Genomic DNA, 22,631 nt, shown 5'->3' on the forward strand with positions numbered 1-22,631 from the left:
AACCCGCCCGCCCCAGCGAAACCCTCGCCGTTTCCTGTCGAAAACTCCCCCAGTTTTCTCCCCGGTCCGACGCTCGATGGAGCAGAGCTGGGCGCGCACCAACGGAGATACGTGTGCCGCCCCAACTGCTGACAAACCCAGGACAGGCTCTGCTGGCACTCGCGGATGGAACGGTCTTTCAGGGCGTCTCGATCGGCGCGCCCGGCGAGACCATCGGCGAAGTGGTGTTCAACACCGCGCTGACCGGCTACCAGGAAATCCTGACCGACCCGAGCTACTGCCGCCAGATCGTCACGCTGACCTATCCGCACATCGGCAACTACGGTGTCAACGATGAAGACGTGGAAGCCAAGCGCGTGTTCGCGGCCGGCCTGATCATCAAGGACCTGCCGCTGCTCGCGTCGAACTTCCGCCAGACGATGACGCTGTCGCAGTACCTGCAGCGCGAGGGCACGGTCGCCATCGCGAACATCGACACTCGCCGCCTGACGCGCGTGCTGCGCACCCGTGGCGCGCAGAACGGCTGCATCGTCACGCTGGCCGTCGGCCAGGCCGTCACCGACGAGATCCGCAACGACGCCATCGCGAAGGCCAAGGCAGCCCCCAGCATGGCCGGCCTCGACCTGGCCAAGGTCGTCAGCGAAACCCGCCCCTACGACTGGACCGAGACCGAGTGGACGCTCGGCGAGGGCTACGGCGCGCTGAAGGATCCGCGCTTCCATGTCGTTGCGTACGACTTCGGCGTCAAGCGCAACATCCTGCGCATGCTCGCGGCACGCGGCTGCAAGGTCACCGTGGTGCCGGCGCAGACCCCGGCCGCCGACGTGCTGGCCTACAAGCCCGACGGCATCTTCCTGAGCAACGGCCCCGGCGACCCCGAGCCCTGCGACTACGCGATCGCCGCGACGCGCACGTTGATCGACACCGGCATCCCGACCTTCGGCATCTGCCTGGGCCACCAGATCCTCGCGCTCGCCTCCGGCGCGAAGACCTTCAAGATGAAGTTCGGCCACCACGGCGCGAACCACCCGGTGAAGGACCTCGACAACGGCCGCGTCAGCATCACCAGCCAGAACCACGGCTTCGCGGTCGACGAGAAGACCCTGCCTGCCAACCTGCGCCCCACGCACGTCAGCCTGTTCGACGGCACGCTGCAGGGCCTGGCGCGCACCGACAAACCCGCTTTCTGCTTTCAGGGCCATCCAGAGGCCTCCCCGGGACCCCATGACATCGGCTACCTGTTCGACCGCTTCACGGCCATGATGGAGAAGAACAATGCCTAAGCGCGCCGACCTCAAATCCATCCTCATCATCGGGGCCGGTCCGATCATCATCGGCCAGGCCTGCGAGTTCGACTACTCCGGCGCACAGGCCTGCAAGGCGCTGCGCGAAGAGGGCTACAAGGTCATCCTCGTCAACAGCAATCCGGCGACGATCATGACCGACCCGGAGATGGCCGACGTCACCTACATCGAGCCGATCACCTGGCAGGTGGTCGAGAAGATCATCGCGAAGGAGCGCCCCGATGCGGTGCTGCCGACGATGGGCGGCCAGACCGCGCTGAACTGCGCGCTCGACCTGCACAAGCACGGCGTGCTCGCGAAGTACGGCGTCGAGATGATCGGCGCGAACGAGAAGGCCATCGAGAAGGCGGAAGACCGCCTGAAGTTCAAGGACGCGATGACCGGCATCGGCCTGCATTCGGCGCGTTCGGGCATCGCCCACTCGATGGAAGAAGCGCTCGCAGTGCAGAAGCGCATCACGACCGAGATCGGCGGCACGGGCTTCCCGATGGTGATCCGCCCGAGCTTCACGCTCGGCGGCACCGGAGGCGGCATCGCCTACAACCCGGAAGAGTTCGAAGAGATCTGCAAGCGCGGCCTCGACCTGTCGCCCACCAAGGAACTGCTGATCGAGGAAAGCCTGATCGGCTGGAAAGAGTACGAGATGGAAGTCGTGCGCGACCGCGCCGACAACTGCATCATCGTCTGCTCGATCGAGAACCTCGACCCGATGGGCATCCACACCGGCGACTCGATCACCGTCGCACCGGCGCAGACGCTCTCCGACAAGGAATACCAGCTGCTGCGCAACGCCAGCATCCAGATCCTGCGCGAGATCGGCGTCGACACCGGCGGCTCGAACGTGCAGTTCTCGATCAACCCGACCAACGGCCGCATGGTCGTGATCGAGATGAACCCGCGCGTCAGCCGCTCGTCGGCGCTGGCCTCGAAGGCCACCGGCTTCCCGATCGCGAAGGTCGCGGCCAAGCTGGCGATCGGCTACACGCTCGACGAGCTGCGCAACGACATCACCGGCGGCGCGACCCCGGCGTCGTTCGAGCCGAGCATCGACTACGTCGTCACGAAGATCCCGCGCTTCGCGTTCGAGAAGTTCCCGGCCGCCGATTCGCGCCTGACGACGCAGATGAAGTCGGTGGGCGAGGTGATGGCGATGGGCCGCACGTTCCAGGAGAGTTTCCAGAAGGCGCTTCGCGGCCTCGAGACCGGCATCGACGGGCTGACCGAGCGCACCTCGTGCAAGCAGGAAGACCGCGACGAGATCATTGCCGAGATCGGCGAGGCCGGCCCGGAGCGCATCCTGTTCGTCGGCGACGCGTTCCGCATCGGCATGAGCCTGCAGGAAGTGTTCGAAGAGACCGCGATCGACCCGTGGTTCCTCGCGCAGATCCAGCAATTGGTCAAGCTCGAGCAGGCGCTCGCCGGCCGCACGGTCGCGAGCCTGTCGGCCGAGGAGCTGCGCTTCCTGAAGCAGAAGGGCTTCTCCGACAAGCGCCTGGCCAAGCTGCTCGGCACGCACCAGCACGAGGTGCGCGAGGCCCGCTGGGCGCAGAACGTGCGCCCGGTCTACAAGCGCGTCGACACCTGCGCGGCCGAGTTCTCGACGCAGACCGCGTACATGTACTCGACCTACGACGAAGAGTGCGAGGCCGAGCCGACCGACCGCAAGAAGATCATGGTGCTGGGCGGTGGCCCGAACCGCATCGGCCAGGGCATCGAGTTCGACTACTGCTGCGTGCATGCCGCGCTCGCGATGCGCGAGGACGGCTACGAGACCATCATGGTCAACTGCAACCCCGAGACCGTGTCGACCGACTACGACACCTCCGACCGCCTGTACTTCGAGCCGGTGACGCTGGAAGACGTGCTGGAGATCGTCGCGAAGGAAAAGCCGGTCGGCGTGATCGTGCAGTACGGCGGGCAGACGCCGCTGAAGCTGGCGCTCGACCTGGAACGCGCCGGCGTGCCGATCGTCGGCACCTCGCCCGACAGCATCGACATCGCCGAAGACCGCGAGCGCTTCCAGAAGCTGCTGCACGAGCTCGGCCTGAAGCAGCCGCCGAACCGCACCGCGCGTACCGAAGAGGCCGCGAAGACGCTCGCCGCCGAGATCGGCTACCCGCTGGTGGTGCGCCCGAGCTACGTGCTGGGCGGCCGCGCGATGGAGATCGTGCACGGCGAGAAAGACCTGGAGCGCTACATGCGCGAAGCGGTGAAGGTGTCGGAGAAGTCGCCGGTGCTGCTCGACCGCTTCCTCGACGACGCGATCGAGGTCGACGTCGACTGCATCAGCGACGGTGAAGAAGTGATGATCGGCGGCATCATGGAGCACGTCGAGCAGGCGGGCATCCACTCGGGCGATTCGGCCTGTTCGCTGCCGCCGTATTCGCTGCCGAAGGCGCTGCAGGACGAACTGCGCCGCCAGACGGTGCTGATGGCCAAGGCCTTGAAGGTCAAGGGCCTGATGAACACGCAGTTCGCGATCCAGGGCGAGGGCGCCGATGCGGTGGTCTACGTGCTCGAGGTCAACCCGCGCGCGTCGCGCACGGTGCCCTTCGTCTCGAAGGCCACCGGCCAGGCGCTCGCGAAGATCGCCGCGCGCTGCATGGTCGGCCAGAAGCTGTCGAGCCAGAAGGACCGCCACGGCAAGCTGCCGCGCGAGGTGATCCCGCCGTACTTCTCGGTGAAGGAAGCGGTGTTCCCGTTCAACAAGTTCCCCGGCGTCGATCCGATCCTCGGCCCGGAGATGCGCTCCACCGGCGAGGTGATGGGCGCAGGCCGCACCTTCGGCGAAGCGATGCTGAAGAGCCAGCTCGGCGCGGGTTCGCGCCTGCCCGACCGCGGCACCGTCTGCATCACCGTGAAGAACGGCGACAAGGCGCGTGCGGTGGTGGTGGCGCGCGACCTGCACGCGCTCGGCTTCCAGGTCGTCGCGACCAAGGGCACGGCCGCGGCCATCGCCGAGGGCGGCGTGCCTGTCAAGGCGGTCAACAAGGTGAAGGACGGTCGCCCCCACATCGTCGACATGGTGAAGGCCGGCGAGATCCAGCTGGTGTTCACGACGGTCGACGAGACGCGCACGGCGATCGCCGATTCGCGCCACATCCGCCAGGCGGCGCTGGCCAACCGGGTGACCTACTACACCAGCATGGCAGGCTGCGAAGCGGCGGTCGAAGGCATGAAGCACCAGGACGATCTGGTCGTGCTTTCCCTGCAAGAGCTGCACCGCGAACTGCACTAAACTTTCTGCAACACATCGGCCGCCGCCGGGCCTCCCGCAAGGGAGAGGGCGGCGGCTTCATTTTTGCCTCCAGGGTTTCACCATGACGACCATTCCCATCACCGTGCGCGGTGCCGAAAAACTCAAGGAAGAGCTGCATCGGCTGAAGACGGTGGAACGCCATTCGGTCATCCAGGCGATTGCCGAGGCGCGTGCGCAGGGCGACCTGTCGGAGAACGCCGAATACGAGGCGGCCAAGGACAAGCAGGGCTTCATCGAAGGCCGCATCCTCGAGATCGAAGGCAAGCTGGCCGCCGCGCAGATCATCGATCCGGTGTCGTTGAACGCCGAGGGCCGCGTGGTGTTCGGTGCCACCGTCGAGCTCGAAGACGAGAAGACCGGCAACCCGGTCACGTACCAGATCGTCGGCGAGGACGAAGCCGACCTGAAGGAAGGCCGCATCTCGATCGGCTCGCCGATCGCCCGCGCGTTGATCGGCAAGGTGGCCGGCGATGTGGCCGAAGTGCAGGCCCCCGGCGGCATCAAGAGCTACGAGATCATCGAAGTCCGCTACGTCTGACGCGATGACACCCCACAAGCTGCAGCGCGCGGCGGGTTGGCTGGCCGGCCTGTGGGCCGGCGTGCTGCTGGGCGTCGGCTTCATCGGCGCGCCGGCGGGATTCGCCAGCACCTTTCCCGAGACCGCGGGGCGCATCGCCGGCCGCATGTTCATGCAGGAGGCCTACCTGAGCCTCGGCCTGGCCGTGCTGCTGTTGATGATGCTGCGCCGGATCTGGCAGCAGACCGAAACCCGCGGCAGCGTGCTGGGCGCCGATGCGCTGATGCTGCTCGCGGTCGCATTCTGCACAGTGCTCGGCTGGTTCGGGCTGCAGCCGGCGATGACCGCGGCACGGGCCGGGCAGAGCGCGATGTCGTTCGGCGCGTTGCACGCCTTGTCGATGACGCTGTATGCAGTGAAGGCTGCGCTGCTGCTGGTGCTGGCCTGGCGCCTCCAAGGGAACCGGGCCTGACGGCCTGACGGTTGGACGTCGACTCAGTCGGCGGCGGTCTTCTTCAGGCTGGTGATGCGCTTCCTGGCACGCTTGATCTCTCCGCCGGCGGCGACGCGCTGGTTGCCCAGCACCTTGAGCTTCTTGACCTGCGGGCGGTGGTTGCCGCTCTTCGAGAACTTCAGGATCTTGACGGTGCGCGGACCCGGCATGCGGTCTTCGCGCTCGGCCTTTTCCTTCGGCGGCATCGGACGCCACAACACCAGCAGTTTGCCGATGTGCTGGATCGGGGCGGCGTTCAGCTGGTCGCTCAGCTGGGCGAGGATGGCCTCGCGGGTGGCGCGTTCGTCGGAGAAGACGCGGATCTTGATGAGGCCGTGGGCATTCAGCGCGGCATCGGCCTCCTTGGTCACGGCAGGGGTCAGGCCGTCACCGCCGATCAGGACGACCGGGTTCAGGTGGTGGGCTTCGGCGCGCTTGTCCTTGCGCTGGGCGGGAGTCAGTTCGATGGCAGGCATCCCGGTATTATCGGTTGCAGTGAGCGTAAGCCAATGAAAATCAAGACAAAAAGCAAGAAGGTCAACAAGGCGTGGTTGCACGACCACCTGAACGACACGTATGTCAAGCTGGCCCAGAAAGAGGGTTATCGCGCGCGTGCGGCCTACAAGCTGAAGGAAATCGACGAGGAACTGAAGCTGATCCGCCCGGGCCAGCTGGTGGTCGACCTCGGCGCGGCGCCCGGGGCCTGGAGCCAGTATGTGCGACGCAAGTTCGCACCGAAGGACGTTGTCGGCGGAGGCGCCGCGGCCGGGGCATTGAACGGCACCATCATCGCGCTCGACATCCTGCCGATCGAGCCGATTGAAGGCGTCGTCTTTTTCCAGGGCGATTTCCGCGAGGAGGCGGTGCTGGCGCAGCTGCACGACCTGGTGAATGGCCGCCCGGTCGACGTGGTGATTTCCGACATGGCGCCCAACCTGTCGGGCATCGAGAGTTCCGACGCCGCCCGCATGGAGCACCTGGTGGAACTCGCGGTCGAATTCGCGCAGAACCATCTGACGCCGAATGGGGCACTGGTCAGCAAGGTTTTCCATGGCAGCGGCCACAGCCAATTGGTCGAGATGTTCAGGAAAACCTTCCGGGTCGTGAAGCCGATCAAGCCGAAGGCATCCCGCGACAAATCGGCCGAAACCTTCCTGGTGGGGATCGGTCTCAAGAACCCTGGCGTTCAGGTCGATAAGCGTTCGTGAAGCGACGTGGGTTGCGTGGACTAGAATCGCCCCCAGATGCCGTGGATGCTGGGCACGTCCTGTGCTCGCGCTGAGGATTTATCGCAAGAAGGAGCCGCGGTGAACAATCAATGGTTCTCCAAAGTCGCTGTCTGGCTGGTGATCGCACTCGTGCTGTTCACCGTGTTCAAGCAGTTCGACAAGGGTGCAATGCAAGGCAACCAGATCGGCTACTCCGACTTCCTCGAGGAAGTTCGCAGCAAGCGGATCAAGAGCGTCCAGCTCCAGGAAGGGCCTTCCGGAACCGAGATCAAGGCCAAGACCACCGACGACAAGGACCTGCGCACCACCGCAACCTTCCTCGATCGCGGGCTGGTCGGCGACCTGATCAACAACAACGTCAAGTTCGACGTGAAGCCGCGCGAAGAGCCGTCGATCCTGTTGAGCATCCTTGGCTCATGGGGCCCGATGCTGCTGCTGATCGGCGTGTGGATCTACTTCATGCGCCAGATGCAGGGCGGCGGCAAGGGCGGCGCGTTCAGCTTCGGCAAGTCGAAGGCGCGCATGCTCGATGAAGCGAACAACACCACCACCTTCGCCGATGTCGCCGGTTGCGACGAGGCCAAGGAAGAGGTCAAGGAGTTGGTCGACTTCCTGAAAGACCCGCAGAAGTTCCAGAAGCTCGGCGGCCGCATTCCGCGCGGCGTGCTGCTGGTCGGCCCTCCGGGCACCGGCAAGACGCTGCTGGCCAAGGCGATCGCCGGCGAGGCGAAGGTGCCGTTCTTCAGCATTTCCGGCTCCGACTTCGTCGAGATGTTCGTCGGTGTCGGCGCGGCCCGCGTGCGCGACATGTTCGAGCAGGCGAAGAAGAGCGCGCCCTGCATCATCTTCGTCGACGAAATCGACGCGGTCGGCCGCCACCGCGGTGCCGGCCTCGGCGGCGGCAACGACGAGCGCGAGCAGACGCTGAACCAGATGCTGGTCGAGATGGACGGCTTCGAGACCAATCTCGGCGTCATCGTGATGGCGGCCACCAACCGGCCCGACATTCTCGATCCGGCGCTGCTGCGCCCGGGCCGTTTCGACCGCCAGGTCTACGTGACGCTGCCGGACATCCGTGGCCGCGAGCAGATCATCAACGTGCACATGCGCAAGGTGCCGGTCGGCGCCGACATCCGGGCCGACATCCTCGCGCGCGGCACCCCGGGCTTCTCGGGTGCCGATCTTGCCAACCTGGTGAACGAAGCCGCGCTGTTCGCCGCGCGCCGCAACGGCCGGGTCGTCGAGATGATCGACTTCGAGCGGGCCAAGGACAAGATCATGATGGGCGCCGAGCGCAAGTCGATGGTCATGGACGAAGAAGAGCGCCGCAACACCGCGTACCACGAGGCCGGCCACGCGCTGATCGGCCGCATGCTGCCGAAGCTCGACCCGGTGCACAAGGTCACCATCATCCCGCGCGGCCGTGCGCTGGGCGTCACGCTGTCGCTGCCCGAGAAGGACCGCTACAGCTACGACCGCGAGTACATGCTGAACAGCATCAGCATGCTGTTCGGCGGCCGCATCGCCGAAGAAGTGTTCATGCACCAGATGACCACCGGCGCGTCGAACGACTTCGAGCGTGCGACCTCGATGGCACGCGACATGGTCACCCGCTACGGCATGACCGACGAGCTGGGCCCGATGGTGTATGCCGAGAACGAGAGCGAGGTCTTCCTCGGCCGGTCGGTGACCAAGCAGGTCAACGTGTCCGAGCAGACGATGCAGAAGGTCGACGACGTGATCCGCCGCATCATCGACGAGCAGTACGCGGTCGCCCGCAAGCTGATCGAGGACAACCAGGACAAGATGCACGCGATGGCGAAGGCGCTGCTCGAATGGGAAACCATCGACGCCGACCAGATCGACGACATCATGGACAACCGCCCGCCGCGCCCGCCGAAGGACTGGGGCCCCAGCTCCGGCAAGCCGACCGGCCCGACGCCGCCCGTCAAGACGGACGGTGCACCGGCCGCGGCCTGAGCGCACTGACGGATCCAGAGGACGGGGCTTCGGCCCCGTTTTCCATGGCGGAACGGAATGCTTGAATCGAATCCTGCGAGCCTTGCGATGCACTGGCAGACCACGCGCTTCCCGATCGACCTGACGCGCCCGCGCGTGATGGGCATCGTCAACCTCACGCCCGATTCGTTCTCCGACGGCGGGCAGCATGCGACGACCCGCGCCGCGCTGGCGCACTGCGAGCAGTTGCTGAAGGAGGGCGCCGACATCCTCGACCTCGGGGCCGAGTCGAGCCGTCCGGGCGCCGATGCGGTGCCGCTGGCCGACGAACTGGCGCGGCTGCTGCCGGTGCTGCGGGAGGCGTTGCGGCTGCAGGTGCCGCTGTCGATCGACACGTACAAGGCCGAGGTGATGCGCGCCGCGCTGGACCTGGGCGCCGACATCGTGAACGACATCTTCGCGTTACAGGCGCCGGGCGCGGAGGCGGCGGTCGCCGCGCATCCGTCCTGCGGCATCTGCCTGATGCACGCGCAGGGCGAGCCGAAGTCGATGCAGGCGGCGCCGCAGTACGACGACGTGGTCGCCGACGTGCGCGGTTTTCTCGCCGCCCGCTGCGCCGCGCTCGTGCAGCAGGGTGTCGCCGCCGAGCGCATCGTGATCGATCCGGGCATCGGCTTCGGCAAGACGGTCGCGCACAACTTCACGCTGCTGGCGCGCCAGCGCGAGCTGCTGGCGCTGGGGTATCCGGTGCTTGCGGGGTGGTCGCGCAAGAGCAGCCTCGGTGCCGTCACCGGGCGCCCGGTGGAGGAGCGGCTGGCGGGCAGCCTGGCCGCGGCGCTGGCGGCCGTCCGGAACGGGGCCCGTGTGTTGCGGGTCCACGACGTTGGCCCCACGGTGGACGCCCTCAAGGTGTGGGGTGCCGCCGGCCTGATCGACGGCGATGGCCGATAGTTGCCGCAAAATCCCGTCCTGACTGATCCTGGGCGTGGAGACAAGCGAATGAGCAGAACCTATTTCGGCACCGACGGCATTCGCGGAACCGTCGGCCAATCGCCGATCACCCCCGACTTCATGCTGCGCCTCGGCCATGCCGTCGGACGCGTGCTGAAGGCCGGCATCGCCAAGCCGACGGTGCTGATCGGCAAGGACACGCGGATCTCCGGCTACATGATCGAATCGGCGCTGGAAGCCGGCTTCGCGTCGGCCGGCGTCGACGTGCTGCTCACCGGCCCGCTGCCGACGCCGGGCGTGGCCTACCTCACCCGCGCGCTGCGGCTGGACCTCGGTGTCGTGATCAGCGCGTCGCACAACGCCTACCCGGACAACGGCATCAAGTTCTTCTCGGCGCGGGGCGAGAAGCTGCCCGACGAATGGGAGCAGCGCGTCGAGGCCACGCTGCTGGAGCCGGCGCAATGGGTCGATTCGGCCCAGCTCGGCAAGGCCCGCCGGCTCGAGGCCGCACGCGGCCGCTACGTCGAGTTCTGCAAGAGCACCTTCAGCAACGACCTGTCGCTGAAGGGGCTGAAGATCGTCGTCGATGCGGCGCACGGGGCGGGCTACCAATCCGGGCCGGACGTGTTCCACGAGCTCGGTGCCGAAGTGGTCGCCATCGGCTGTGCGCCGGACGGCGTCAACATCAATGCCGGCTTCGGCGCCACCGCGCCGGCCGCGCTGGTCCAGGCGGTGCGCGAGCACAAGGCGCACTACGGTGTCGCCCTCGATGGCGATGCCGACCGCCTGCAGCTGGTCGACGCCGACGGCCGCCTCTACAACGGCGACGAACTGCTCTACGTGATGGTGGCCGACCGGCTGGCACAGGGCCAGCGCGTGCCCGGCGCGGTCGGCACGCTGATGACCAACATGGCGGTCGAGGTGGCGCTGAAGGCGCAGGACATCGAGTTCGTGCGCGCCAAGGTCGGCGACCGCTACGTGCTCGAAGAGCTGGCCGCGCGCGGCTGGCTGCTCGGCGGGGAGGGCTCGGGCCACCTGCTGGCGCTCGACAAGCACACCACCGGCGACGGCATTGTCAGCGCGCTGCAGGTGTTGCAAGCAGTGAGCCGCAGCGGCAAGTCGCTGGCCCAGCTGGTCGAGGCGGTGACGCTGTTCCCGCAGGTGCTGGTGAATGTGCGGCTGAAGCCCGGGCAGGACTGGAAGTCCGCACCGAAGCTGGCCGAGACGCAGGCTGCCGTGCAGCGCGAATTGGGCAACAACGGCCGCCTGCTGATCCGACCCTCCGGCACCGAACCGCTGGTGCGCGTGATGGTGGAAGCGCGAGACGCTGCTCAGGCCAAGGCCTGCGCTGAACGCTTGGCGGACACCTTGCGCACTTGAAGACCCAACGAACCCCGTGGAACCGGCTTTGCCGGGCCACTGGGGTTGCCCCCTTGAGGGGGAGGCGCGTGAGCGCTTCGGGGGTGGGCTTACTTTGCGGGGATGAACACGCGGTCGACGATCTGAACGACGCCGTTGGTGGCCTTCAGGTCGGCCTGTGTCACGACGGCGTCTTCGACGGTCACGAACGTACCGGACTTCGACAGCGCGAGGTTGCCGCCCTGCAGCGTCTTGGCCGGGCCGTTCTTGATGTCGGCCGAGGTCAGCTGGCCGGGCACCACGTGGTAGTTCAGCACCGCGACGAGCATCGCCTTGTCCTTGGACAGTGCCTCCATCGTCTTCGCCGGCACCGACTTGAAAGCGTCGTTGCTGGGCGCGAACACGGTGTACGGGCCGGGGCCGCTCAGCGTGGCGGTCAGGCCGGCATCGCCGATCAGCTTGTTCAGCGTCGACAGCTCCGGCGTCGTCGCGGCGACTTCGGCGATGGTCTTCGGGGCCGGCGTGGTGGCGCAGCCGGCGGCCAGCAGCGTCAGGGCGGAGGTGGCGGCGATCAGCCAGGTTCTCTTGTTCATCGAAGGTCCTTCAGGGGTTGGGATGGCTGGCCGGCAGCATATGGAGCGCATGTGACAGGGCCGTGAACCCTTCATGACAGCCCGATCTGCCGGGCGTCGGCATGGTTTCCGGGGTCGCGATCCCGATTCGATGACAGCGGTGTCACCGCCCTGTCACACAGCACTTTTACAGTCCCGGGCATTCCTCCAGCCAGTACCTGAAAGGTGCGCCCAATGAATCTCAAGTCGTTCCGGTCCGTCGCCACCCTGGTGGCCGTCAGCGCGGTCTCCTCGTTGACCTTCGCCCAAGACATCACCGGCGCCGGCGCCACGTTCCCGGCCCCGCTGTATGCCAAGTGGGCCGAGGCCTACAACAAGGCCAGCGGCGCCCGCATCAACTACCAGTCGGTCGGCTCGGGCGCAGGCCTGAAGCAGATCCGCTCGAAGACGGTCGACTTCGGCGCATCCGACATGCCGCTGAAGGACGACGAACTCGCCAAGGACGGACTGGTGCAGTTCCCCACCGTGATTGGCGGCGTCGTGCCGGTCGTCAACATCAAGGGCATCCAGCCCGGCCAGATCAAGCTGACCGGCCAGGCGCTCGGCGACATCTACCTCGGCAAGGTCACCAAGTGGAACGACCCGTCGCTGGCCGCGCTGAACCCCGGCGTGCCGCTGCCGGACGCCGCGATCTCGGTGGTGCGCCGCGCCGACGGCTCGGGCACCAGCTTCATCTTCACGAACTACCTGTCGAAGGTGAACGCCGAGTGGAAGGACAAGGTCGGTGAAGGCACCGCCGTCAACTGGCCGACCGGTGCCGGCGGCAAGGGCAACGAGGGCGTCTCGTCGTACGTGCAGCGGCTGCCGAACTCGATCGGCTACGTCGAATATGCGTACGCGAAGCAGAACAAGATGTCGTACGTGCAGCTGAAGAACAAGGACGGCAACTTCGTGTCGCCGGACGATGCCAACTTCAAAGCCGCCGCCGCTGGTGCCGACTGGAGCAAGAGCTTCTACCAGGTGCTGACCGAGCAGGCCGGCAAGGACGCGTGGCCGCTGACCGGCGCGACCTTCATCATGATGCAGAAGTCGCAGGACAAGCCGGTGCAGGCGAGCAACTCGCTGAAGTTCTTCGACTGGGCCTACGCCAATGGCGACAAGGCGGCCGCCGAACTCGAATACGTCGCGCTGCCCGACGCGGTGAAGGCACTGGTGCGCAAGCAATGGGGCGAGATCAAGGACGCTTCGGGCAAGGCTGTCGCGTTCAAGTGATTCCCTGCTAGCAACTGACGCGGCGAGCGCCTTCGGGCCTCGCCGCCCTCGCCTGGATGGAGGAAACGTGGCCGCTACACTCCCCGCATCGCACTACAACAAAGACGAGATGCAACGCTCCGACCCCCTGGGGCAGCCGCCCTCGGTCCGCCGTGCCAAACCGTGGGCCGACACGGTCTTCTCGCTGCTGGCGCATGGCGCCGCCATCCTCACGCTGCTGCTGCTGGCCGGCATCATCGTCTCGCTGGTGATCGGCGCCGCGCCGGCCATCCGCGAGTACGGGCTGAGCTTCCTGTGGCGCAGCGAATGGGATCCGGTGAAGGACCAGTACGGCGGTCTCGTGATGATCTACGGCACGCTCGCCACCTCGGTGATCGCGCTGCTGATCGCGGTGCCGGTGAGCTTCGGCATCGCGCTGTTCCTGACCGAGCTGTCGCCCAACTGGCTGCGCCGCCCGCTCGGCATCGCGATCGAACTGCTGGCCGCGGTGCCGTCCATCGTCTACGGCATGTGGGGACTGCTGGTGTTCAGCCCGGTGCTGTCCGAATACGTGCAGCAGCCGCTGCAGCGCGTGCTCGGCGACGTGCCGTTCTTCAAGGGCCTGGTCTCCGGCGCGCCGGTGGGCATCGGCATCCTGTCGGCCGGCATCATCCTCGCGATCATGATCATCCCGTTCATCGCCGCGGTGATGCGCGACGTGTTCGAGGTCACGCCGGCGATGCTGAAGGAATCGGCCTACGGGCTCGGCTCCACCACCTGGGAGGTGGTGTTCCGGGTCGTGCTGCCGTACACCAAGACCGGCGTCATCGGCGGCATCATGCTGGGCCTCGGCCGTGCGCTCGGCGAGACGATGGCGGTCACCTTCGTGATCGGCAACGCGAACCAGCTGAACGGCCCGTCGCTGTTCGAAGCGGCCAACAGCATCACCTCGGTGCTGGCCAACGAATTCGCCGAGGCGAGCGAAGGCCTGCACCAGGCCTCGCTGCTGTACCTCGCGCTGGTGCTGTTCTTCATCACCTTCGTGGTGCTGTCGATGTCCAAGCTGCTGCTCGCGCAGCTCAAGAAGGGTGAAGGGGGCCGCTCATGAGTGCCGTGATCGATGCCGGCCGCCTGGCCAAGGCGCGCAGCCGCCGCCGCGTCAACGCGGTCGCGCTGACGCTGTCGATGGCCGCGATGGCCTTCGGGCTGTTCTGGCTGATCTGGATCCTGATCGAGACCTTCCGGCTCGGCGTCGGCGGCCTCACCTGGACGGTGCTGACCGAGATGACGCCGGCCCCGCAGGCCGAGGTCGGCGGCCTCGCCAACGCGCTGTACGGCTCGCTGCTGATGGTGTCGCTGGCCACGCTGGTCGGCACGCCGATCGGCGTGCTGGCCGGCATCTACCTGGCCGAGTACGGCCAGAAGACCTGGCTGGGCAGCGTCACGCGTTTCATCAACGACATCCTGCTGTCGGCGCCGTCGATCGTGATCGGCCTGTTCATCTACGCGGTGATCGTCGCGCGCTTCAAGACCTACTCCGGCTATGCCGGCGTGCTGGCCCTGGCGCTGATCGTGATCCCGGTGGTGATCCGCACCACCGAGAACATGCTGTCGCTGATCCCGCATGCGCTGCGCGAGGCGGCCTACGCGCTCGGCACGCCGAAGTGGAAGGTGATCTCCAGCGTCACGCTGAAGGCCGCTCGCGCCGGCGTGATGACCGGCGTGCTGCTCGCCTTCGCCCGCATCGCCGGCGAGACCGCGCCGCTGCTGTTCACCGCGCTGTCGAACCAGTTCTGGTCGAGCAACCTGTCGGGGCCGATGGCCAACCTGCCGGTCACGATCTTCAAGTTCGCGATGAGCCCGTACGAGAACTGGCAGAAGCTCGCCTGGGCCGGCGTGTTCCTGATCACCCTCGGCGTGCTCGCGCTGAACATCTTTGCGCGCGTGGTCTTCCGCAACAAGCACTAGAAAACCAGAAAGCACGACATGGACGTCAAAGTCGAACTCCCGGTGACCGAGAAGGCCAAGATCTCGGTGCGCAACCTGAACTTCTACTACGGCAGCTTCCACGCACTGAAGCGCATCAACCTCGACATCCCCGAGAAGAAGGTCACCGCCTTCATCGGGCCGTCGGGTTGCGGCAAATCGACGCTGCTGCGCACCTTCAACCGCATGTTCGAGCTCTACCCCGAGCAGCGCGCCGAAGGCGAGATCCTGGTCGACGGCGAGAACGTGCTGAAGAGCAAGCAGGACGTCTCGCTGGTGCGCGCCAAGATCGGCATGGTGTTCCAGAAGCCGACCCCGTTCCCGATGTCGATCTACGACAACATCGCGTTCGGCGTGAAGCTGTTCGAGACGTTGCCGCGCGTCGAGATGGACGAGCGCGTCGAGTGGGCGCTCAAGAAGGCCGCGCTGTGGAACGAAGTGAAGGACAAGCTGAACCAGAGCGGCTCCGGCCTGTCCGGGGGTCAGCAGCAGCGGCTGTGCATCGCGCGCGGCATCGCGATCAAGCCCGAGGTGCTGCTGCTCGACGAGCCGTGCTCCGCGCTCGACCCGATCTCCACCGGCAAGATCGAGGAGCTGATCCACGAACTGAAGACCGACTACACCGTCGTGATCGTCACCCACAACATGCAGCAGGCGGCGCGTTGCTCCGACTACACCGCCTACATGTACCTCGGCGACCTGATCGAATTCGGCGTCACGTCGGACCTGTTCATGAAGCCGAAGAAGAAAGACACTGAAGACTACATCACCGGCCGGTTCGGTTGAGCGGAGGAAGCACCATGACGGACAAGCACCTTTCCACCCAGTTCGACACCGAACTCAGCGGCATCTCGACGCGCGTGCTCGAGATGGGCGGGCTGGTCGAGTCGCAGGTCGCGCAGGCGGTCTATGCGCTGACGAACTTCAGCGGCGACATCGCGAGCGACGTGTTGCGCAACGAAGAGCGCGTCAACGCGATGGAGATGGAGATCGACCGCGACCTCTCCAGCATCATCGCGCGGCGCCAGCCGACCGCGCGCGACCTGCGCCTGCTGATCGCGATCTCGAAGACCATCGCCAACCTGGAGCGCGTCGGCGACGAGGCGGCCCGCATCGCGCGCACCGTGCAGCGGCTGATCAACACCGGCGTGTCGAGCCGGCTGCGCCTGCCGGTCAACGACCTGGCCTTCGAGGCCGAGCTGGCGGTGGCCCAGCTGCGCAAGGCGCTCGATGCGTTCGCGCGGCTCGACACCGCGAAGGCCCTCGAGGTGCTGAAGCAGGACGACCAGATCGACCAGGAGTTCGACGGCCTGATGCGCAAGCTGATCACCTACATGATGGAAGACCCGCGCACCATCTCGTCGAGCATCGACCTGGTGTTCGTCGCGAAGGCGATCGAGCGCGTGGGCGACCACGCGAAGAACCTCGCCGAGGTCATCATCTACGTGGTGATGGGCACCGACGTGCGCCACAACTCGCTCGAGAACGTCGAGTCCATGGTGCGATGACGCGCACTGAAGCAGCCGGAAAAGGAAACAAGCGATGAGCCAGGTGCTGGTGGTCGAAGACGAATCGGCGATTGCCGAACTGATGTCCATCAACCTGCGCCATGCCGGCTACGAGGTGGTGGTGGCGGCCACGGCCGACGAGGCGCTGTTGCAGGTCGACCGCGTGCTGCCCGACCTGGTGGTGCTCGACTGGATGCTGCCCGGCGAATCGGGCATCACGCTCGCGAAGCGCTGGCGCTCGCAGCCGCGCACCCGCGAGCTGCCGATCATCATGCTGACCGCGCGCGCGGCCGAATCCGACAAGATCTCGGGCCTGGATGCCGGCGCCGACGACTACCTGACCAAGCCGTTCTCGACGCACGAGCTGATGGCGCGCATCCGAGCGGTGCTGCGCCGCAAGGCGCCCGAGGCGCTCGATTCGGCGGTCGAGGTCGGCCCGCTGAAGCTCGACCCGGCGACGCGCCGCGTGTCGCGCGAAGGCCAGGAAGTGCGGGTCGGCCCGACCGAATTCCGCCTGCTGCATTTCTTCATGACGCACCCGGAGCGCGTGCACAGCCGCTCGCAGCTGCTCGACCGCGTGTGGGGCGACCACGTCTTCATCGAGGAGCGCACGGTCGACGTGCACGTCAAGCGCCTGCGCGAGGCGCTGAGCCCGGTCAACTGCTCGCAGATGATCGAGACGGTCCGTGGCGCGGGCTACCGGCTGACGCAGCAGGTGCAGTCGCAGTCGCTGTCGGCCTGAGCCTGCCTTTCCTGCGACCGGACACGGGCCCGATGCGATGAACTGGCTGCTGCCGCGCTTCCTGGCCGGCGTCGTCGCGATGGCGATCGGCGGTGGGCTCGGCCGTGTGCTGGGCGAGATGGCGCATGCGCCGCTGGTCGGGCTGTGGCTCGGCACGCTGGTCGGCGCCAGCGCCGTCGCGCTGATCGACGCGGTGCGCGGCTACCGGCTGATGCGCTGGCTCAGCGGCGCGCTCGAAGGCTCGGCGCCGCGCGACACCGGCTTCTGGGGCGAGATGGGCTACCGCATCGAACGCGCCGTGGTGGCGCGCGACCGCACGCTGAGCCGCGAGCAGGGGCGTCTCGCCCATTTCCTGTCGGCCATCGAAGCCTCGCCGAACGGCGTGCTGCTGCTCGACGAGAACGACCAGATCGAATGGTGCAACTCGGTCGCCGCCGATCACTTCGGGCTCGACCCGGTGCGCGACCGCCGCCAGCGCGTGACCAACCTGGTGCGCGCGCCGGCCTTCGTCAGCTACCTGCAGGCGGGCGCCTTCGAGCAATCGGTGACGATCCCCGACCTGCGCAGCCGCGGCACGCTGTCGGTCTACATCCGCCCGTATGGCGACGGCCTGAAGCTGGTGCTGTCGCTCGACATCACCGAGCGCGAGCGCTCCGAGGGCATGCGGCGCGATTTCGTCGCCAACGTCTCGCACGAGATCCGCACGCCGCTGACGGTGCTGTCGGGCTTCATCGAGACGATGAGCAACCTGCCGCTGACCGAGGTCGAGCGCCGCCGCGTGCTGACGCTGATGGGGCAGCAGACGCAACGCATGCAGACGCTGGTGGCCGACCTGCTGACGCTGGCGCAGCTCGAAGGCAGCCCGCGTCCGCCGAGCGACCGCTGGGTGGCCGTCAGCAAGCTGTTCGGCCAGGCGCAGGCCGATGCGACCGCGCTGTCGATGGGCCGCCACCAGCTGAGCTTTGCCGGCGCCGATGCGGCCCAGCTGGCCGGCAGCGAGAGCGAGCTGATGAGCGCGGTCGGCAACCTGGTGACGAACGCGGTGCGCTACACGCCCGAAGGCGGGCGCATCGCGGTGAACTGGCGCGTCCGCGACGACGGCGCCGGCGAGGTCTCGGTCAGTGACAGCGGCCCCGGCATTGCACGCGAGCACCTGCCACGGCTGACGGAGCGCTTCTACCGTGTCGACGGCAGCCGCTCGCGCGACACCGGCGGCACCGGGCTCGGGCTGTCGATCGTCAAGCACGTGGTGCAGCGGCATGGCGGCGAGCTCGACATCCACAGCGAGATCGGCAAGGGCTCGCGCTTCTGCCTGGTGCTGCCGGCGGCGCGCGTGCGCTTCCTCGAGCCCGCGCCGGATCCGCGCCGCGCCGCGCCGCTGCTGAACGACCAGACCATCTCGTCGAGCTAGGGCGTAGCCCGGATGCCAATCCGGGTTGACTTCGACGACCGCTCCCGGATTGGCATCCGGGCTACGGCTTCGGCGGCGCGGTGCGGCGGTAGACCGCGGCCACTTCATCGCTGTCCGACGGCCGCAGCTCCCGCGTGACCAGCTGCCAGCCCTGCGGCGCAGGCGCCTGGCGGCGCAGGGTCTCCATCACCACCAGGAACTCGCACAGCGTGCGGTCCGGCATCTGCGTCGCGTCGACGCGGTAGCCGCCGAAATACTCCAGCGCCACCAGCTGCGCGCGGCTCAGGCCGGGTGCCGCGATGCAGACGTCGCTCGGCACGTTGCGCGCGATGCGGGTCACCAGCGGACGGTAGCTGCGCGCGTAGTCGAACAGCGGTAGGCCGAGCGTCATCAGCAGCGACCAGCACAGCGCAACGCCGCTGGCCGGCAGCACCAGGCTCTTCCACAGCGGATGGCGATGCCGCCCGGTGCGCCATTTCACCAGCCACAGCCAGGCCAGCGTCGCGGCGATCGCGGTCAGCAGCGCCAGCAGCGAGAAGTTCGGGATGAAGCCCGGTGCCAGCCGTGCGACGTTGGCCGCCGGCTTGGCCGGCACGCCGGTGTAGACCGACGCGTAGACGACCCAGATCGCCAGCGCCCAGACGCTGAAGAAGAACACCGAGAACCAGTCCATCGCGGCCGAGGTGCCGCGGTGCAGCGTCGGCAGCGCGAAGGCCGCCAGCACCGCGAGCGGCGGCAGGCCGAGCATCAGCGCGCGATCGGAGCCGCCCATCGCCAGGCAGGCGATGACGCTGACCAGCACGCAGCCGAGCGGCGCGGTGATGTGGCGGTTCAGCCACTGCGCGCGCCAGCGCCACAGCGTCCAGAACGCCAGCAGCCAGCCCGGCCACATGAACCAGACGAAGAGCTTGCCGAGGCTGACGAAATCGCTCGCCTCGACGTACCCGTCGAGCCGCCAGCCCCACGCGCCAAGCAGCGTCGCGACGAGCAGCCCCAGCACGCCGCCGGCGGCGATCCACAGCGCGAAGCGCCGCGCTGGCTCGTAGCTCGAGCGGCCGCAGACGATGCCGCCGGTGACGGCGAGCAGGGCACCGATCATCGGCGCGCCGCTGGCCGCGAGCGCCGGCAGCGCGACCATCACCGCCGCCTTGCTCTGCCAGCCGCGGAACGGGCAGGCCGCCAGCGCATAGAGGAACAGCGACACGCTGGCCAGCTGTGCGAGCTCGGGCGTGGTCTCGTGGCCGAGTTGCAGCAGGCCGAGGCTCGCGATCAGCGCGAGCAGCGCGCCATCGGCCACGGCGCGCGCGTAGTCGATCGGACTGGCCTCGCCGCCGAATGCGAACGGCACCGGCTGGGCGGCCTCGGTGCGTGCGAAGTGGTAGGTGCTGTACCAGGTCAGCAGCAGCGTGACGCCCAGCAGCAGCGTGAACGGGATGCGGGCCGCAAGCGGCGGGCCGAGCAGGCCGCCGAGCAGCTTGATGAAGACGGCGCCCAGCCAGTACGGCAGCAGCGCCGAATCGCTCGGGATGCCGGCGACGGTCGGCGACCACCAGCTGGTGCTGCCCTGCGCGATGTCGACCATGTAGCCGAAGGCCGTCATGTCGGCGGCCTTCCACGGGTCGCGGCCGAACAGGCCGGGCAGCAGGTAGGCCGCGCAGAACAGCAGCAGCGCCAGGCGCGGCAGGCGCTGGGCCGCACGCTGGGTGACGAGGGCAGGGGTGGGCGAGTTCAAGGGGCGGTGGCGCAGGCGCGGGTCTCGGGACGGCGACGATGATGCAGCAACTTGCGCACGAAGTTCGTGCGCGCCCATGAAAAAGGCAGCCCGTGGGCTGCCTTCGTGTCGCATCACGCCAGGGCGTGACAGTGCGGCTTACTTCGACTTGAGGTGCGCAAACTTGTTGCGGAACTTCTCGACGCGGCCGCCCAGTGAGTCGATGCTCTTCTGGGTACCGGTGTAGAACGGGTGCGATTCGCTGGTGGTTTCCAGCTTGATCAGCGGCAGCTCACGGCCATCTTCCATCTTGATGGTTTCACGCGTCTGCGCGCACGAGCGCGTGACGAACTTGAAACCGTTGGACAGGTCCACGAAGCAGATGTCGCGGTAGTTCGGGTGGATGCCTTCTTTGGCCATGAGAAACCTCTTCAGCGCTGTGATACCGGGAGCCACGCCAAACCACTTGGCGCACTTTCCGGAATGCGGAAAACCGCGGATTATAGCGTGGTTTGCGCAGGCCTCAACCGCCGCGACGCATCATGTCGAAGAAATCGTGGTTGTTCTTCGTGGATTTCATCTTGTCGAGGATGAATTCCATCGCCTCGATCTCGTCCATCGGGTACAGCAGTTTGCGAAGGATCCAGGTCTTCTGCAGGATCTCGGGCTGCAGCAGCAGTTCTTCGCGGCGCGTACCGCTCTTGTTGATCAGGATCGACGGGTAGACGCGCTTCTCGGCCATGCGGCGATCCAGGTGGATTTCGCAGTTGCCGGTGCCCTTGAACTCTTCGTAGATCAGGTCGTCCATGCGGCTGCCGGTGTCGATCAGCGCGGTGCCGATGATGGTCAGCGAGCCGCCTTCCTCGACATTGCGGGCCGCGCCGAAGAAGCGCTTCGGGCGCTGCAGCGCGTTCGAGTCCATGCCGCCGGTGAGCACCTTGCCGGACGAGGGCAGCACGTTGTTGTACGCACGGGCCAGGCGGGTGATCGAGTCGAGCAGGATGACCACATCCTTGCGCATCTCGACCAGGCGCTTGGCGCGCTCGATCACCATTTCGGCGACCTGCACGTGGCGCGCAGCCGGCTCGTCGAAGGTGGAACTGATGACCTCGCCGCGCACCGTGCGGACCATTTCGGTCACTTCCTCGGGGCGCTCGTCGACCAGCAGCACGATCAGGTAGATCTCGGGGTGGTTCGCGACCAGCGCATGCGCCAGCTGCTGCATCATCACCGTCTTGCCGGTCTTCGGCTGCGCGACGAGCAGCGCGCGCTGGCCTTTGCCGATCGGCGCGATCAGGTCGATGATGCGGCTGGTGACGTTCTCTTCGCTCTTGATGTCGCGTTCGAGCTTGAACTGTTCCTTCGGGAACAGCGGCGTCAAGTTCTCGAACATGATCTTGTGCTTGCTCTCCTCGGGCGTCAGGCCGTTGACACGGTCGACCTTGACGAGCGCGAAGTAGCGTTCGCCGTCCTTCGGGACCCGCACTTCGCCTTCGACGGCATCGCCGGTATGCAGGTTGAAGCGGCGGATCTGGCTCGGTGACAGGTAGATGTCGTCGGTCGAGGCCATGTAGCTGGCGTCGGGGGCGCGCAGGAAGCCGAAGCCGTCGGGCAGCACTTCGAGCACGCCGTCGCCGAACACCTGCTCGCCGCCTTTCGCGCGCTTCTTCATGATCGCGAACATCAGCTCCTGCTTGCGCATGCGGGCGACGTTCTCGATCTCCAGCGCCTCGCCCATCGTGATGAGCTCGGAAACGTGGAGCGCTTTCAGTTCAGACAAATGCATGGGCAGTGCCCCTGGAAAGAGTGCAAGCAGGGTCCCTGAAGACGGACCGAAATCGATCGCTGCGACAAGTTTCGCGAGCAACCCGACATCAGGCTGCAAGATCACTTGGCACCGCTTTCGCGACGACAAATACGCTGGGGTTTTGGGCCGGACCTGCGCGCCGCAGCCTTGGCGGCTTTGGGTGAGGTGGCAATCTTCAGGTGGTGGCTTCAGTCCGTCCGGGGAGAACGGGGCCCGAGGCCACCACGATTCGGCGGATTATAGATGACCGTCGAGGAAGGCCGTCAACTGGGCCTTCGAAAGTGCGCCGACCTTGGTGGCGGCGAGCTGGCCGCCCTTGAACAGCATCAGGGTCGGGATGCCGCGGATGCCGAACTTGGCAGGCACGTCGCGGTTGTCGTCGACGTTCAGCTTGGCGATCTGCAGGCGGCCGCTGTAGTCCTTCGACACTTCGTCGAGGATCGGGGCGATCATCTTGCAGGGACCGCACCACTCGGCCCAGTAATCGACCAGGACCGGCTTGTCGGCCTGCAGGACGTCGCTGTCGAACGACGCGTCGGTGGTGTGCTTGATCAGTTCGCTGCTCATGGGAT

At 66.8% G+C, this 22,631-nt stretch carries 21 protein-coding genes; 15 read left to right on the top strand and 6 right to left on the bottom strand.

Going from position 1 to position 22,631, the window contains the following annotated elements; translation table 11 throughout:
• Window positions 1-113: 113 nt before the first annotated feature.
• The 4 genes from carA (at window position 114) to ASC98_RS18315 (ending at window position 5,552) form a co-directional block, all read left to right on the top strand.
• A complete protein-coding gene (carA, locus tag ASC98_RS18300; protein WP_235581312.1) occupies window positions 114-1,283 on the top strand; it encodes a glutamine-hydrolyzing carbamoyl-phosphate synthase small subunit in 1,170 nt (389 codons plus the stop codon).
• Window positions 1,276-4,542, top strand: coding sequence for a carbamoyl-phosphate synthase large subunit (carB, locus tag ASC98_RS18305; protein WP_056814308.1), 3,267 nt, complete (start codon window positions 1,276-1,278; stop codon window positions 4,540-4,542). The genes carA and carB overlap by 8 nt, the downstream gene beginning before the upstream one ends.
• Window positions 4,543-4,624: 82 nt before the next feature.
• Entirely contained in the window at window positions 4,625-5,101 is a 477-nt protein-coding gene (gene greA, locus ASC98_RS18310; protein WP_056814311.1) for a transcription elongation factor GreA, read from the top strand.
• 4 nt (window positions 5,102-5,105) lie between these two features.
• Window positions 5,106-5,552 carry a DUF4149 domain-containing protein gene (locus ASC98_RS18315; protein WP_056814314.1) on the top strand — a complete coding sequence of 149 codons (447 nt, stop codon included), beginning with the start codon at window positions 5,106-5,108 and terminating at the stop codon, window positions 5,550-5,552.
• A 23-nt stretch (window positions 5,553-5,575) separates the two neighbouring features.
• Here ASC98_RS18315 and ASC98_RS18320 read toward each other — a convergent pair whose 3' ends face one another.
• Window positions 5,576-6,049, bottom strand: coding sequence for a YhbY family RNA-binding protein (locus tag ASC98_RS18320; protein WP_056814318.1), 474 nt, complete (start codon window positions 6,047-6,049; stop codon window positions 5,576-5,578).
• A gap of 33 nt (window positions 6,050-6,082) precedes the next feature.
• Between ASC98_RS18320 and ASC98_RS18325 the strand changes: the two genes are divergently transcribed.
• The 4 genes from ASC98_RS18325 (at window position 6,083) to glmM (ending at window position 11,092) form a co-directional block, all read left to right on the top strand.
• Window positions 6,083-6,781: an RlmE family RNA methyltransferase gene (locus tag ASC98_RS18325; protein WP_056814321.1), complete on the top strand. Its 699-nt coding sequence runs from the start codon at window positions 6,083-6,085 to the stop codon at window positions 6,779-6,781.
• A 99-nt stretch (window positions 6,782-6,880) separates the two neighbouring features.
• Window positions 6,881-8,782 carry an ATP-dependent zinc metalloprotease FtsH gene (gene ftsH, locus ASC98_RS18330; RefSeq protein WP_056814324.1) on the top strand — a complete coding sequence of 634 codons (1,902 nt, stop codon included), beginning with the start codon at window positions 6,881-6,883 and terminating at the stop codon, window positions 8,780-8,782.
• 87 nt (window positions 8,783-8,869) lie between these two features.
• Entirely contained in the window at window positions 8,870-9,712 is an 843-nt protein-coding gene (folP, locus tag ASC98_RS18335; protein WP_056814326.1) for a dihydropteroate synthase, read from the top strand.
• Between the two features lie 48 nt (window positions 9,713-9,760).
• On the top strand, window positions 9,761-11,092 hold the full coding sequence (glmM, locus tag ASC98_RS18340; RefSeq protein WP_056814328.1) for a phosphoglucosamine mutase: 1,332 nt from the start codon (window positions 9,761-9,763) through the stop codon (window positions 11,090-11,092).
• A gap of 89 nt (window positions 11,093-11,181) precedes the next feature.
• Here the strand turns inward: glmM and ASC98_RS18345 are convergent, their stop codons facing one another.
• Complete coding sequence (locus tag ASC98_RS18345) at window positions 11,182-11,664, bottom strand: fasciclin domain-containing protein (protein ID WP_056814331.1); 483 nt, start codon at window positions 11,662-11,664, stop codon at window positions 11,182-11,184.
• A gap of 213 nt (window positions 11,665-11,877) precedes the next feature.
• Between ASC98_RS18345 and pstS the strand changes: the two genes are divergently transcribed.
• The 7 genes from pstS to phoR all read left to right on the top strand — a co-directional run bounded on the left by pstS (window position 11,878) and on the right by phoR (window position 18,541).
• A complete protein-coding gene (gene pstS, locus ASC98_RS18350) occupies window positions 11,878-12,915 on the top strand; it encodes a phosphate ABC transporter substrate-binding protein PstS (RefSeq protein ID WP_056814333.1) in 1,038 nt (345 codons plus the stop codon).
• 109 nt (window positions 12,916-13,024) lie between these two features.
• Window positions 13,025-14,002 carry a phosphate ABC transporter permease PstC gene (pstC, locus tag ASC98_RS18355; RefSeq protein WP_056814336.1) on the top strand — a complete coding sequence of 326 codons (978 nt, stop codon included), beginning with the start codon at window positions 13,025-13,027 and terminating at the stop codon, window positions 14,000-14,002.
• Window positions 13,999-14,862, top strand: a complete 864-nt coding sequence (gene pstA, locus ASC98_RS18360; RefSeq protein WP_056814339.1) for a phosphate ABC transporter permease PstA — start codon at window positions 13,999-14,001, stop codon at window positions 14,860-14,862. Before pstC ends, pstA begins: the two co-directional genes overlap by 4 nt.
• Before the next feature lie 18 nt (window positions 14,863-14,880).
• Window positions 14,881-15,666: a phosphate ABC transporter ATP-binding protein PstB gene (gene pstB / locus ASC98_RS18365; protein ID WP_056814342.1), complete on the top strand. Its 786-nt coding sequence runs from the start codon at window positions 14,881-14,883 to the stop codon at window positions 15,664-15,666.
• A gap of 14 nt (window positions 15,667-15,680) precedes the next feature.
• The gene (gene phoU / locus ASC98_RS18370; protein ID WP_047511540.1) at window positions 15,681-16,388 is read left to right on the top strand and encodes a phosphate signaling complex protein PhoU; all 708 of its coding nucleotides are present in this window, start codon (window positions 15,681-15,683) and stop codon (window positions 16,386-16,388) included.
• Window positions 16,389-16,422: 34 nt separating this feature from the next.
• Complete coding sequence (gene phoB, locus ASC98_RS18375) at window positions 16,423-17,130, top strand: phosphate regulon transcriptional regulator PhoB (protein ID WP_056814344.1); 708 nt, start codon at window positions 16,423-16,425, stop codon at window positions 17,128-17,130.
• Window positions 17,131-17,167: 37 nt separating this feature from the next.
• Window positions 17,168-18,541, top strand: coding sequence for a phosphate regulon sensor histidine kinase PhoR (phoR, locus tag ASC98_RS18380; RefSeq protein ID WP_056814347.1), 1,374 nt, complete (start codon window positions 17,168-17,170; stop codon window positions 18,539-18,541).
• Between the two features lie 61 nt (window positions 18,542-18,602).
• Here the strand turns inward: phoR and ASC98_RS18385 are convergent, their stop codons facing one another.
• The 4 genes from ASC98_RS18385 to trxA all read right to left on the bottom strand — a co-directional run bounded on the left by ASC98_RS18385 (window position 18,603) and on the right by trxA (window position 22,626).
• On the bottom strand, window positions 18,603-20,273 hold the full coding sequence (locus tag ASC98_RS18385) for a hypothetical protein (RefSeq protein ID WP_056814349.1): 1,671 nt from the start codon (window positions 20,271-20,273) through the stop codon (window positions 18,603-18,605).
• 138 nt (window positions 20,274-20,411) lie between these two features.
• The gene (locus ASC98_RS18390; protein WP_056814352.1) at window positions 20,412-20,672 is read right to left on the bottom strand and encodes a type B 50S ribosomal protein L31; all 261 of its coding nucleotides are present in this window, start codon (window positions 20,670-20,672) and stop codon (window positions 20,412-20,414) included.
• A gap of 103 nt (window positions 20,673-20,775) precedes the next feature.
• Window positions 20,776-22,038 carry a transcription termination factor Rho gene (gene rho, locus ASC98_RS18395; protein ID WP_056814355.1) on the bottom strand — a complete coding sequence of 421 codons (1,263 nt, stop codon included), beginning with the start codon at window positions 22,036-22,038 and terminating at the stop codon, window positions 20,776-20,778.
• 258 nt (window positions 22,039-22,296) lie between these two features.
• The gene (trxA, locus tag ASC98_RS18400; RefSeq protein ID WP_047511552.1) at window positions 22,297-22,626 is read right to left on the bottom strand and encodes a thioredoxin TrxA; all 330 of its coding nucleotides are present in this window, start codon (window positions 22,624-22,626) and stop codon (window positions 22,297-22,299) included.
• Between the last annotated feature and the right edge of the window lie 5 nt (window positions 22,627-22,631).

The organism is Rhizobacter sp. Root1238 (genome assembly GCF_001425825.1).
GTDB lineage: Bacteria > Pseudomonadota > Gammaproteobacteria > Burkholderiales > Burkholderiaceae_C > Rhizobacter.